Source organism: Streptomyces sp. NPDC057474 (assembly GCF_042802555.1).
Lineage (GTDB): Bacteria > Actinomycetota > Actinomycetes > Streptomycetales > Streptomycetaceae > Streptomyces.
The window spans coordinates 1-13,288 of record NZ_JBHVDX010000258.1; the positions used below are offsets into that span (position 1 = coordinate 1).

Sequence of the window (13,288 nt, forward strand, 5' to 3'; positions counted from 1 at the left end):
CACCACGGCCGTGGAGCACACCGATGCCTGTTCCTCACGACGCGCGCCGACTCGGCGCGGCGCGCGTCACCCTCCTCACCGAAGGCACCTATCCCCACAGTCACGGCGGCGTGAGCGTCTGGTGCGACCAACTCGTCCAGGGCATGCCCGACCTCGACTTCGACGTCATCGCCGTCACCGGCACCGGACGCGAACCCGTCGTCTGGGACCTGCCCGCACACGTCTCCCGCGTGCTGTCCGTCCCCATGTGGGGCGACCCGCCGGAGGGCCGCCCGCCCCAGGGCCGAGCCCGCCACCGACTCACCACCGCCTACGAGCAGTTCCTCACCGCCCTGCTCGACCCGGGCGCCGAAAACGGATTCGCGCCCGCCCTGTACGCGCTGGCCCGGGCCGCGGCGGACGGAACGCTCAGCCCCTTCCTGCGCTCGGACCGGGCGATCGCCCAGCTGACCGCTGTCTGGAACCGGCCCGGCCTGGCCGTGCGCGAGGCCCGGCCCACCCTGCACGACGCGCTCACCGCGACCTCCCTGCTCGAACACGCCCTCCGCCCACTGGCCGCACCACCGCCCGAGACCGGCGTAGCGCACGCGGTCAGCGGTGGCGTCGCCGTCCTCCCGGGCCTCGCCGCCCTCGAACGGCACGGCGTCCCCCTGCTGTTGACCGAACACGGCGTCTACCTGCGCGAGCGCTACCTCGGCTACCGCACCGCCCCCTACCGCTGGCCCGTCAAGGCCGTCGTCCTCGGTTTCTTCCGCCTCCTCGCGGAGGAGACCTACCGCCGGGCAGCCCTGATCACCCCGGGCAACCGCTACAACCGGCTCTGGGAAGAACAGGGCGGCGCCGACCCCGAGTCCATCCGTACCGTCTACAACGGCGTCGACCCCGCCGCGTTCCCGCCCGCCGGACCCGAGCCGGCGACGCTCACCCTCAGCTGGGCGGGTCGCGTCGACCCCATCAAGGACCTGGAGACCCTCATCCGGGCCTTCGCCCTCGTCAGGGCTCGACTCCCGGACGCACGGCTGCGGTTGTTCGGCGGGACACCACGCGGTGGCGAGGCCTACCGGGAGCGCTGCGAGGCCCTGGCCGCCGAACTCGGGCACGGGGACGCCGTCACCTTCGAGGGCCGCGTCGACGACATCAAGGACGCCTACGCGGCCGGCAACGTCGTGATGCTCTCCAGCATCAGCGAAGGCTTCCCGTTCACGCTGATCGAGGCCATGTCGTGCGGGCGGGCCACCGTCTCCACCGATGTGGGCGGTGTGCGCGAGGCCGTCGGCGACACCGGGCTCGTGGTGCCGCCGCGCGACCCGGAGGCGATGGCGAAGGCCGCGCTGGAACTGCTGGGCGACCCCGCGCGCCGCCGGACGATGGGGGAGGCGGCGCGGCTGCGGGTGATCGAGCAGTTCACCCTCCGCCAGACCATCGACACCTTCCGGTCCATCTACCTCGAACTGCCAACACTGGAGCAGCAGTTGACGACCGGGTCGCTCCCGGCGGCAACGCTGACCCCGATCAGCACGGTGGCCGGATGAGCGGGCCCATGTCACTCGAACCCGGCGGTGTCGAACAGGACACCCTCGCCATCCGACTGGCCGACCGGCGCCGCCCGCGCCGCCGCCCCAGCTGGGCCCTCGGCGACGACACCACGCTCGCCATCCGGCTGCCGCGGCAGGGCCCGGACGAGGAGGCGGTCAACGAACTCGCCGCCGAACTCGCCGACCGCGTCGGCCCCGCCGTCCACCCGTACGAGGTGGCCGCACTGCTGGAGGCAGAGGGCCTGTCCGCCTCCCTCATCAAGGAACGCTACGGCCACCCGAACCTGTTCTCGCTCGCCTCGGCCCTGTACGAACGGGTGCCCCGGACGTTCCCCGAACCCCCGCCGAGCGCCGACCCCTGGCGACCGGACACCGTGCGCTGTCTCCTGCGGGGCGCGCTGTTCGCCCTGCCCGGACTCGCCTATCTGCTGACCGCCCCGCTGTGGAACCCCGGAGCACACGCCCCGGCCCTCATCGTGGCGGGACTCGTCTCCTGGGCCTGGGGCCAGGCCCTCGGCCACCGCGCCCACCTGCGGATGGCGACCGGGCGGCGCGAAGCGGGCCGTACGCTCCTCGCCGGCGCTCCCGTCGGAGCGGTGGTGGCCACGGCGGTCGCGGCGCTGCCCGCCGAGGGCGGCCCGGTGACCCTGGTGGCGGCCGCGCAGTCCGCGTACCTCGCGGCGGCGGGCGTCCTGCTCGTGCTGGGCCGGGAGCGCCAACTGCTCGCCGCGCTCAGCCCGTTGATCGCCGGAGCCGCCGTCCTGCCCTGGTGGGAACCGGGCCCGTGGCTGCGGGCCGGACTGCCTCTCCTCGCCCTGCTCGCCACGCTCGCCGTCACCGGCCGGGCCCTGTGGGCCGCCCTCGCCGTCCCGCCCGTGCCGGACGCCCGCCGTCCCCGCCTGCTGTGGTCCCTGCCGTACGGCCTCTTCGGCCTGGCCGCCGGTGTGCTGGTACTGCTGGAGGGCCGGGAGGAGCCGTACGCCGTGATCGTGCTGACCGTGAGCATGGGCCCGGCGGAGTGGCTGCTCTACCGCTACCGCGGGCTGTCGGTCGCCGCACTGCGTGCCGTCGCGACGCCCGCCGGGTTCCTGCTGCGCTCGGCCGGGATCCTCGGCCTCTGTCTGCTCGCCTATCTCCTGCCCCTGCTGCCCGCGGCCCTGCTCACCGACGCCGACCCGGCACCCCTGCTCCTGCTCGCGGCCGTCCTGTGGACCGCGCTGCTGCTCCAGGCGTTCGGGGCGGCCTGGCCGTCGGCCGCGATCTGCCTCGCGGCGGCGGGCGGCGCCGGGGCGGTCACCCTGCTGCGTCTGCCACCCGGCGACCTGGCGCTGCCACTGTGCTGCGCCGCCGCCGCGCTCTGCCTGTCGGCATGCGCGCTGCGGCTGCTCGGCCGGCCCGCGCCGCACGCCTGAGCCTCAGGCTCACCCACGACCACCACACACAACCCCCACCTCCAACGGACTGGAAGGACACACCAGTTGACCTCCGCACCGCTCGCCGCCGTCACCGGAGCCGAGGGCTTCATCGGCTCCCACCTGACCGAGGCGCTGGTCGCCTCCGGCCACCGGGTCCGGGCCATGGCCCAGTACAACTCCTTCTCCTCCTACGGCTGGCTGGAGACCCTGCACCCGGACGTCCTGGACCAGGTGGAGATCGTCCTCGGCGACGTCCGCGACCCCGGCTCTGTCCGCGGCCTTCTCGACGGCGCCGACACCGCCTACCACCTGGCCGCCCTCATCGCGATCCCGTACTCCTACCAGGCACCGCACAGCTACGTGGACACCAACGTCACCGGCACCCTCAACGTCCTGGAGGCCGTCCGCGCCCTCGGCACACCTCGCCTCGTCCACACCTCCACCAGCGAGACCTACGGCACCGCGCAGACCGTGCCGATCACCGAGGACCACCCCATCAACACCCAGTCCCCGTACGCCGCTTCGAAGGCCGGCGGGGACCGGCTGGCCGACAGCTACCACGCGAGCTTCGACACCCCCGTGGTGACCCTGCGCCCCTTCAACACCTTCGGACCGCGCCAGTCGATGCGCGCGGTGATCCCCACGGTGATCGGCCAGGTCGCGGCGGGGGAGCGGACCATCACCCTCGGGGACCTGCGCCCCACCCGGGACTTCACCTTCGTCAAGGACACCGCGCAGGCCTTCCTGACCGTCGGCACCGCGCCCGCCGAGCAGGTCGTGGGCCGCACCTTCAACGCCGGCACCGGCGGCGAGATCTCCATCGGTGACCTCGTCGCGCTGATCGGCAAGGTCATGGACAGCGAACTCGACGTACGCGAGGACGAGGCACGCATCCGGCCCGCGGGCTCCGAGGTGATGCGACTCGTCGCGGACGCGACCCGGCTCGCCACCGCCACCGGCTGGCAGCCCGCCCACACGTTGGAAGAAGGCCTCGCGCACACCGTGGAGTTCTTCCGCGACCCGGCCAACCTCGCCCGCTACAAGACCGGCATCTACAACATCTGACTCCCGTCGGGCACGTCCCCGCGTCTCCACGAAGTCAACGAAGCCAACGAAGTCCACGAAGTCCACGAAGTCCACGAAGTCCGCGAAGTCCGCGAAGTCCGCGAAGTCCACGAAGTCCGCGAAGTCCGCGAAGTCCGCGAAGTCCACGAAGGAGGAGCACCATGCAGGCAGTGATCCTGGCGGGAGGCAAGGGTGTCCGGCTGCGGCCCTACACGACCGCGCTGCCGAAGCCGCTCGTCCCCATCGGCGACCAGCACGCCATCCTGGAGATCGTGCTGCGCCAGCTCTCCACGGCCGGCTTCACCCACGTCACCATCGCCATCGGCCACCTCGGTGAGATCATCCGCGCCTACGTCGGCGACGGCTCCCAGTGGGGCCTGACTGTCGACTACGCCACCGAGGAGAGCCCCCTCGGCACCATGGGCCCGCTGCTCAACCTGCGCGACCGGCTGCCCGAGTCGTTCCTCGTCATGAACGGCGACATCCTCACCGACCTCGACTACGCCGATGTCCTGCACCGTCACCGGGAGTCCGGGGCGCCGCTCACCATCGCCACCTACGCCCGCAAGGTCCACATCGACTTCGGCGTCCTGACCACCCACGACACCAAGGTCGTCGCCTTCACCGAGAAGCCGAGCATGGACTACCGCGTCTCCATGGGCGTCTACGGCGTGTCCCGCTCGACCCTGGACGGCTACACACCCGGACTGCCGCTGGGCTTCGACGAGTTGGTTCTGGACCTGATACAAACTCAGAACCAGCCGCACGCCTACGACTTCGAAGGGTATTGGCTGGACATCGGCCGCCCCGACGACTACGACCGGGCCAACGCCGAGTTCACCACCCGCAAGTCGCTTCTGCTCAAGGGAGCCTGAGCACCACATGCGCATTCTCGTCCTGGGTTTCACCGGCTATCTGGGCGCCCACGTCGTCGAGGGACTGCGTGCCCTGCCGGGCGTCCTGGTCCTCGGCGGCGGACGCGCGCCCACCGCCGAGTACGCCATCGACCTCGCCACGGTCCGCCGTGAGGAACTGGCGAAGACCCTGGCGTCGGCCGCGCCGGACACCGTGATCAACTGCGCGGGCGCGACCGGCGGCGACCCCGTCACCCTCGCCGAGGTCAACGCCCGCGGCCCCGCCGTCCTGTGCGCCGCACTCCGCGATGCGGCCCCCGGCGCACGGCTGGTGCACCTGGGCTCGGCCGCCGAGTACGGCCCCGGCGTCCCGGACATCCGGGTGACGGAATCGGCGGCCACCCGCCCGCTCGCCCCCTACGGCGCGACCAAGCTCGCGGGCACGGTCGCCGTGACCACCTCCGGCCTGGACGCGGTGGTCCTGCGGGTCGGCAACCCTGTCGGCCCCGGGGCACCACCCACCGGCCTCCCCGGCCGCATCGCCGCCCTGCTCCGCGCGGCCGGCCCCGACCCGGACGCCGTATTGCCCCTCGGCGACCTCTCCGCCTACCGCGACTTCGTCGACGTGCGCGACGTCGCCCGAGCGGTCACGCTCGCGGCCACGGCCCCCGGCCCCCTGCCCCGCGTCCTCAACATCGGCGGAGGCCGGGCCGTCCCGGTCCGCGAGGTGGTCCGGGGCCTGGCCGAAAAGGCCGGGTTCCGGGGACGGATCGCGGAGAACGCGGCGGGCACGGGGGCGGGTGCGGGCGGAGGTACGAGGCCGACCGGGGCGCCGGGAGCCGACGCCACGGCAGGGTCCCCCAGTCCGGCGGAAGCGAGCGGTGCAGCGGGCGCGGCTGGACCGGTCGGCTCGGCGGGTGCGGGTGCGGGTGCGGGTACGCGGGCTGGGCCGGGCGCGACTGCTGGTGGGGCGGGGCCGGCCGGTTCGGGGCAAGTGGTCGGTTCGGTTCGGTCGGCGGACGTGTCGTGGCAGTGCTCCGACATCACCGCCGCCGAGGCGGCGCTCGGCTGGCGCCCGGCCCACACCCTCGACGACGCGCTCACCGCGCTGTGGGAAAGCGGCGATGGCGGAGATGGCGGAGATGGCGGGGACGGTGGGGGCGGCAAGGGCGGCGGCAAGGGTGACCGTACGCCGTGAGTCTGCTGATCCCGCTGTACGTCCACCCGGCCGAGGACCCGGGCGCCTGGCACCGCCTGATCCGGGCCGCGACCCGCACGTACGGGGTCGTCCTCAACCCCGCGAACGGCCCCGGCGACGGCCCCGACCCCGCGTTCACCGCGGCGGCCGGCGCGCTGCGCGCGGCCGGGGCCCGGCTGCTCGGCTACGTCGACACCGACTACGGGGTGCGCGACCGCGCCGCGATCGCCGACGACGTACGCCGTCACCAGGAGTGGTACGCGGCCGACGGCTGCTTCCTCGACCAGGTGACGGCCACTCCGGACGGCCTGCCCGCCTGCCGCCGGCTCGTCCGGGCCGTACGCCGGCTCGGCGCCGGGACCGTCGTCCTCAACCCCGGGGTCCATCCGGCCCCGGGATACGCGCGACTCGCCGACCTGACCGTCACCTTCGAGGGCCACTGGTCGACGTACGTGTCGGCGTTCAGCAGACCCACCTGGGCCGCCCGGCATCCACCCGAGCGGCTCTGTCACCTCGTCTACGGCGTCCCCGAGGCGCTCGTACCGCTCGCCGTCCGCACCGCACACGACCGCGGCGCCGCGGTCTGCGGCCCCGTGACCGGCGAACCCCCCAACCCCTGGGCCGAGTTGACCCCCGCACTCACCGGGACGGACCGATGAGGCGGCCGACGCTCGCGTACGTGGCCCTGCTGGCCGCGCTGGTGGCTTCGACGTTGTCGGGCTGCACCGGCGACGGCGATACGGACTCCACGACTCTCTGGAAACCCCGCCCCGGCCTCGCCTGGCAGTGGCAGCTGGACGGGAGGGCCGACCCCTCGGCGGACGTGCCGGTCTACGACATCGACGGCTTCGAGAACTCCGCGGCGGACGTGGCCCGGCTGCAGCGGGACGGCCGGAAGGTCATCTGCTACATCAACGTCGGCGCCTGGGAGGACTTCCGGCCCGACGAGGACGACTTCCCGAGCTCGGTGCTCGGCGAGGAGAACGGCTGGGCGGGCGAACGGTGGCTGGACATCCGGCAGTCCGACGTCCTGCGGCCCCTCATGGAACGCCGCTTCGACATGTGCCGCGACAAGGGCTTCGACGCGGTGGAGCCCGACCTGGTGGAGGGCTACGGCAACGACACCGGCTTCCCGCTCACCGCACGGGACCAGTTGACGTACAACCGCATGATCGCGGACATCGCCCACGAGCGCGGCCTGTCGGTGGGCCTGAAGAACGACCTGCCCCAGATCCCCCAACTCCTGGCCGACTTCGACTTCGCGGTCAACGAGGAGTGCGCGCAGTACGACGAGTGCGCGCGACTCACGCCGTTCATCGAGGCGGGCAAGGCCGTCTTCCACGTGGAGTACACGGAGCCCAGGAGCAGCTTCTGCGCCGAGTCCCGCCGACTGAAACTGTCGTCGATGGTGAAACGACTGGAACTCGGGGTGTGGCGACAGCCTTGCTGAGGGGGACGGCATGGAGTGGTTGGCCGGAATCGCGGAGCAGGTCGCTCTGGTGAACGCGGCTCTGCGGCCGATCGCCGAGGCGCCGGTGGACATCGGTGATCCCGACTGGGTGGAGAAGATGCGCGCGCGGCCGGACGCGATGGACGAGGCGGGTGTCCGGGCGGAGGCAGAGGCAGTGCTGCGCGCCATGCTCACCGCCTACGCGGACGGTGACGAGGACCTGCGCACATCCGTACGCGGTCTCTTCGAGCGCCACACCGCGTTCCGCTGGGGCGTCCACCTGCCCTTCGAGCCCACTCCCGAGGGCTTCCGGCTGCGGCTGCTCCACATGTCCGCCGTCGACCAGGGCTCCGACACCCGTGACGAACTGCTCGCCCTGCGTGACCTGCGCGAGGACGCCCGGCAGGCGGGAGTCGACATCGGCCCCTTCCTGCGCGAGGCGGCGGAGCTCTCCAGCCGCGAGGACAAGTACGGCATGGGATCCATGCGGGACCTCCTGCTTCGCACCGCCCGGTGACCGACGCGCGGCGCCCGCCGCCCCCGCGACGCTGCGTCTTGTATCGCACAGCTGTGCGTTACCTGCCCGTTTTCCTGGAACAGGACGGCGCCCCGGCGGCCATCGGCTCCTATGGTGGAGATCACAGGAAGGCGACGGACGCTGAGGCGGCGACCATGGCGGATACGGCGATCGACTACGCGGCGGTGTTCCAGGCGCTGCCCGGCATGGTGGCGCTGCTGACACCCGAGCTGGTGTACACGGACGCGAACGAGGAGTTCCTGCGGATGTCGGGCCGCACCCGCGAGCAGGTGGTGGGCCGGTACCTCTTCGACGTGTTCCCCGACAACCCGACCGACCCGTCCGCGAACGGCATGCGGTACCTGGCGGCCTCCCTCTACCGGGTGGTGGAGACCGGCGAGCGGGACGCGATGGCGCTGCAGCGCTACGACGTGGAGTCGGCGCAGCGGCCGGGGGAGTGGGAGGAGCGGTACTGGAGCCCGGTGAACGCGCCCGTCCTCGGCCCCGACGGGAAGGTGGTGCTGCTGATCCACAAGGTGGAGGAGGTCACCGAGCTGATCCGGGCCCGCGAGCGCTCGCCCGGCGACCGGACCAGCGTGCTGGAGGGCGAGCTGTACAGCCGCGCCCGTGAGCTCCAGGAGGTCAACGAGCGGCTGCGCGAGGCACACGCGCACGAGCGGGAGGTCGCGCTCGCCCTGCAGAAGGCGATGCTGCCCGCGCCCAACCCGATCGGACACCACCGAGCGGCCGTGCGCTACCAGCCGGCGACCGACACGCTGAACGTGTGCGGCGACTGGTACGACCTCGTCGACCTGTCCGGCGTCGACCGCATCGGTATCGCCGTCGGTGATGTGGTCGGTCACGGCCTGGCCGCCGCCTGCGTCATGGGCAAGCTGCGCAGTGCTCTGAGCGCCGCGTCGCTGGTGGCGGACGGTCCCGCCCAGGCGCTGGACGCGCTCGGGCTGTACGCCCGCTCCGTCGACGGCGCCGAGAACACCACCGCCGTGCAGACCTGCGTCGACTGGGACACCCACACGATCACCTACAGCAGCGCCGGCCATCTGCCGCCCGCACTGCTGTGCCGTGACGGCAAGGTCGTCTTTCTCGACCAGGCCACCGATCCACCGCTCGGAGCGCGCCCGGAACACACCCCTCGCCCCGAGGCCACCCTCGGCTTCACCGAGGGCGACATGCTTGTCCTCTACACGGACGGTCTGATCGAACGCCGCGACGAGGACATCGACCGCAGCCTCGCCCGCCTCGCCGACGCCCTCACCCGCCACCGCAGGTCCACCCCCGAACCCCTCGCCGACGCCCTCCTCCTCGACCTTCTCCCCGGTGGACGTGCCACCGACGACGCGGCCCTTGTGATCATTCGACTGTGATCCCCCGTCGTGCCGGCTCAGGCGAGGAAGTCGGCCACAAGGGCGGCGAACTCGTCCGGGTCGGCCAGGCGGATGCCGAGCGTCTCGGCCTTGGCGCGCTTGGAGCCGGCGTTCTCGCCCGCGACGACCAGGGAGGTCTTCTTGGAGACGCTGGAGGAGGCGCGTCCGCCGGCGCGCTCGATGAGTTCGTTCATCTGGTTGCGGCTGAGCTTCTCCAGTACGCCGGTCATCGCGCCCGTGACCACCACGGCCATCCCGGCGAGCGGACCGCCCGCGGGCTCGGCGTCGTCCTCCGCGCCTGCGGAGTCGTCGGCGGCCGGGGCGGGCGGCGTGGCGCCCGGCTCGGTCATGTTCACCCCGGCCGCCGTGAGCTTGTCGATGAGCGGGGCGAGTTCGGCGAGCTCGGCGACGATGGACGGGGCCTTCTCGGTGCCGATGCCCTCGACCCGCTGGACGGCCTCGGCGTCCGCGGCGCGGATGTTGTCCATGGTGGCGAAGTACCGGGCGATACGGCGGGACATGGAGCGTCCGGTACCCCGCACACCCAGCGCGCACAGCACCCGCGACAGCGGCCGCCCCCGGGCCGTGTCGAGCGCGGCGAGGAGATTGTCGGTGCTGGTCTCACCCATGCGGTCCAGGCCGAGGAGTTGCTCCCGGGTGAGGGCGAACAGATCGGCGAGATCGGCCACCAGACCCGCCTCGACGAGCTGGACGACCCGGGTGTGGCCGAGCCCTTCCACGTCGAGCTGATCGCGGCCCACGGCATACGAGAGGGACGCCACCAGATGGCAGTTGCGGCCGTTCTCGCAGCGCCAGCGCTGCTCCCCGGTGTCGATGCCGGAGCCACATCTCGGGCACACCTCGGGGAAGACGATGGGCTGTTCGTCGCCCGTGCGCAGATGGGCGACGGGCGCCTCCACGCGGGGGATGACATCACCGGCGCGGTGCACCATGACGTGGTCGCCCAGCCGCAGGTCGCGGCGGGTGATGTCGGCCGGGTTGTGCAGGGTGGCGTACGTGATGGTGGAGCCGTCGATCTCGACGGGCTCCAGCACGCCGCGCGGCGCGATGATGCCGGTGCGGCCGACGTTCCACTGCACCTCCAGCAGCCGCGTGATCTTCTCGACTGCGGGCAGTTTGTAGGCGATCGCCCAGCGCGGGGCGCGTGAGCCGGATCCGGCGGCCCGCTGGTCGGCGGCCAGGTCGGCCTTGATGACGATCCCGTCGATCCCGAACGGCAGCTCCGCCCGCAACGCGGCGATCTCCTTCACCCGGTCCAGGACCTCCTCGGCCGTGGCGGCGGTGACACCGGGCACGGCCGTACCGGCGGTGGTGTTCACCCCCAGTTCGGCGGCCCGCGCCATCAGTTCACCGTGGGCGAGCGCGCCCAGCCGCGCGGCGACATCGGCGTCCGTACCGGGCAGCCCCAACAACCCGTATCCGAAGAACGTCATCGGCACGGTGTAGGCACGCTCCTTGGCGCGCAGCGTGCCCGCCGCGGCGTTGCGCGGGTTCGCGAACGGCTGCCCGCCGTGCGCGGTGCGGACCTCGTTGGCGTGCTCGAACTGGGCGTTCGTCATGAGGACTTCGCCCCGCACCTCCACGGTGACCGGCTCGGCCAGCTCACCCGGCAGCCCCTCGATGGTGCCTATGGCGTGCGAGACATCCTCCCCGGCCGTCCCGTCGCCACGCGTGATCAGCCTCGTGAGCCGCCCCTGGGTGTAGCGGGCGGCGACCGCGAGGCCGTCCAGCTTCGGCTCCACACTGAACCGCTCCACGTCGTGCCCGACCCGCCGGGCCAGCGACGCCGTCCACGCCGTGAACTCCTCGGCGGAGAAGACGTTGTCCAGGCTCAGCATCGCCACCGTGTGCGGCACATCCCCCTCGACCGCCCCACCGGCGACCTTTCCGGTCGGCGAGTCCGGCAGCGCCTGCTCGGGATGCTCGGCCTCCCACACCGCGATGCCCCGCACGAGCCGGTCGTAGGTGTCGTCGTCCAGCACCGACGTACCGCCCGTGTAATAGGCGGCCGAAGCCCTCACCGCGTCCTCGACGGCCTGCGCGTAGGCGGCGGCATCCACGATCACTGCAACTGATGTCGTCATGCGGACCATCCTGCCTCCCACCACTGACAACGCCGTCGGGACGACGCCTCGGAGCTAGTCCCACCAGAACGACCAGATGTCCCGCCCCACGAGGTCGGCCGCGTACTCGGGGAACGGGGTCGGCGGGTCGTCGACGATGTTGTCCGCCGTGGACAGCACATGCTCCAGGGCGAGCAGGTTCGCGTCCGCGATGGTGCGCGGCGGCCGGGCGACGGAGACGTGCAGCCAGCCGCCGTAGACGGCCACCAGGTGCGCTCCGAACCGTTCCTCCCAGCTGCGCAGCAGGGCACAGAGCAGGGGCAGGGGCGCCTCGGAGTGCCGGCCGAGCAGCGCCAGGGCGTCGCTGCCGCGACGGGCCGGGACGAGCACGAGACGGCACTCGAACACCCCGAAGTCCGTGTCGGCGATCCGGGCCGGTGCTCCGGAGGCCGCCTCCCACAGTGTCGGGCCGGTGGGCGTGACCGGCATCGCGGGTGCCAGGCCCGGCCACCGCTCGAAGGGCGGGCCCGGATCGTGCGGCCACGGTTCGACGTCCTCGGGCACCGGTACCGGCGTCGGGTCCGTCCAGAACGGGAGGCGCCGACGCCGGTACTCGGCGAAGTCCGCCGCCAGCGCCTCCTCCAGACGGACGGCATCGACCAGTGCTGGGTCCAGGGGCTCGCCGATGGCGTCGGCTCGGCTCAGGACGGGCAGCAGCCCCGTCGCCTCGTGTTCGCTCAGCAGCCGGGGCCACAACTCTTCGAGGTCGTCCGGGAGTTCGTCCGAGACCCACGTGTGCGCCGGTCCGCGCGTGGTGAACCGGCCGACGGGCAGTCCGTCAGGGAGGGGAAAGGGCATGGCGGAACCGTAGATGCCGTTACGGACATCGCGGTCGGCGACCCTTCCCGCCGCCGGAGCCGGCCGGGCTCAGCCCTTCGGCTGGGCGAAGCGGATGCTGTTGCCGAAGGGGTCGCGCAGACCGCAGTCGATGCCGTACGGGCGGTCGGTGGGCTCCTCGGTGAACTCGACGCCCCGGCCCAGCAGCGTCTCGTACGTCTTGCGGCAGTCGTCCGTGCTGAAGAAGAGCTGGCCGCCGATGGCCCCCTTCGTCAGCAGTTCGCGGACCTGCTTCGCCGTCTCCTCGGACAGCGCCGGGGGCCCCGGCTTCTCCAGCAGGATCTGGCGCTCCGGGTGGCCGGGCACGTTGACGGTCAGCCAGCGCATGAAGCCAAGGTCGACATCGGTGTTGACCTCCAGGCCGAGCTTGCCGACGTAGAAGTCGAGGGCCTCGTCCTGGTCGAGGACGTAGATCTGCGAGTGCGTGATGGCGGTGAACATGTGCATCACGCTATCGAGCGGGCCGGACGAAAACTTGTCCAAAACTGCTCAGTCGCTCAGTCGCTCAGTCGCTCAGTCGCTCAGCCGGTGGCTGCTCAGTCGCTCGGTCGCATCCATGCCTTCGCGAAACAGGTGGGTACGGCCACGGTCACCGTTTCCTTGCGGTACTCCCTCGGGGTCCGGCCGACGATGTCGCGGAAGGTGCGGCTGAAGGTGCCGGGGCTGCCGAAGCCCACCTCGAAGCAGATGTCCGTGACGCTGCGGTCGGTCTCCCGCAGCAGGAACATCGCCCGTTCGACCCGGCGGCGCTGCAGATAGCGATGCGGTGTCTCGCCGAACGTGGTCCGGAACGTGCGCGTGAAGTGCGCCTCGGAGACGTGGGCGATCCGGGCCAGTGCCGGGACGTCCAACGGCCGCGCGTAGGCGCGGTCCATGGTGTCCCGGGCC

The 13,288-nt window shown here is 72.2% G+C and carries 12 protein-coding genes and 1 pseudogene; 9 read left to right on the forward strand and 4 right to left on the reverse strand.

The features are described 5' to 3' along the window. Positions 1-23: 23 nt before the first annotated feature. From pelF to ACFU53_RS41450, 9 genes and pseudogenes are all read left to right on the forward strand, one after another. A complete protein-coding gene (gene pelF, locus ACFU53_RS41410) occupies positions 24-1,532 on the forward strand; it encodes a GT4 family glycosyltransferase PelF (protein WP_384004795.1) in 1,509 nt (502 codons plus the stop codon). Continuing rightward, positions 1,529-2,947, forward strand: a complete 1,419-nt coding sequence (locus ACFU53_RS41415; protein ID WP_384004797.1) for a hypothetical protein — start codon at positions 1,529-1,531, stop codon at positions 2,945-2,947. Before pelF ends, ACFU53_RS41415 begins: the two co-directional genes overlap by 4 nt. Positions 2,948-3,013: 66 nt before the next feature. Then, positions 3,014-4,015: a GDP-mannose 4,6-dehydratase gene (locus ACFU53_RS41420; RefSeq protein ID WP_384004799.1), complete on the forward strand. Its 1,002-nt coding sequence runs from the start codon at positions 3,014-3,016 to the stop codon at positions 4,013-4,015. A gap of 161 nt (positions 4,016-4,176) precedes the next feature. Further along, the gene (locus tag ACFU53_RS41425) at positions 4,177-4,890 is read left to right on the forward strand and encodes an NDP-sugar synthase (protein ID WP_384004801.1); all 714 of its coding nucleotides are present in this window, start codon (positions 4,177-4,179) and stop codon (positions 4,888-4,890) included. Positions 4,891-4,897: 7 nt separating this feature from the next. Beyond that, positions 4,898-5,665, forward strand: a pseudogene (locus tag ACFU53_RS41430) (NAD-dependent epimerase/dehydratase family protein); the annotation flags it as partial. 398 nt (positions 5,666-6,063) lie between these two features. Further along, positions 6,064-6,726, forward strand: coding sequence for a spherulation-specific family 4 protein (locus tag ACFU53_RS41435; RefSeq protein ID WP_384004803.1), 663 nt, complete (start codon positions 6,064-6,066; stop codon positions 6,724-6,726). Continuing rightward, the gene (locus ACFU53_RS41440) at positions 6,723-7,517 is read left to right on the forward strand and encodes an endo alpha-1,4 polygalactosaminidase (protein WP_384004805.1); all 795 of its coding nucleotides are present in this window, start codon (positions 6,723-6,725) and stop codon (positions 7,515-7,517) included. The genes ACFU53_RS41435 and ACFU53_RS41440 overlap by 4 nt, the downstream gene beginning before the upstream one ends. 10 nt (positions 7,518-7,527) lie before the next feature. Continuing rightward, positions 7,528-8,034 carry a hypothetical protein gene (locus tag ACFU53_RS41445; RefSeq protein WP_384004807.1) on the forward strand — a complete coding sequence of 169 codons (507 nt, stop codon included), beginning with the start codon at positions 7,528-7,530 and terminating at the stop codon, positions 8,032-8,034. Between the two features lie 155 nt (positions 8,035-8,189). Beyond that, on the forward strand, positions 8,190-9,419 hold the full coding sequence (locus ACFU53_RS41450) for a PP2C family protein-serine/threonine phosphatase (RefSeq protein WP_384004817.1): 1,230 nt from the start codon (positions 8,190-8,192) through the stop codon (positions 9,417-9,419). 17 nt (positions 9,420-9,436) lie between these two features. On the opposite strand, the gene ligA is transcribed toward ACFU53_RS41450, so the two are convergent. From ligA to ACFU53_RS41470, 4 genes are all read right to left on the reverse strand, one after another. Further along, on the reverse strand, positions 9,437-11,524 hold the full coding sequence (ligA, locus tag ACFU53_RS41455) for an NAD-dependent DNA ligase LigA (RefSeq protein ID WP_384004809.1): 2,088 nt from the start codon (positions 11,522-11,524) through the stop codon (positions 9,437-9,439). Between the two features lie 54 nt (positions 11,525-11,578). After that, a complete protein-coding gene (locus ACFU53_RS41460) occupies positions 11,579-12,361 on the reverse strand; it encodes a DUF4253 domain-containing protein (protein ID WP_384004811.1) in 783 nt (260 codons plus the stop codon). 69 nt (positions 12,362-12,430) lie between these two features. After that, a complete protein-coding gene (locus tag ACFU53_RS41465; protein ID WP_384004813.1) occupies positions 12,431-12,841 on the reverse strand; it encodes a VOC family protein in 411 nt (136 codons plus the stop codon). A 95-nt stretch (positions 12,842-12,936) separates the two neighbouring features. Continuing rightward, positions 12,937-13,288 (reverse strand): helix-turn-helix domain-containing protein (locus ACFU53_RS41470; protein WP_384004815.1); only part of this gene is annotated, 352 nt, incomplete at its 5' end.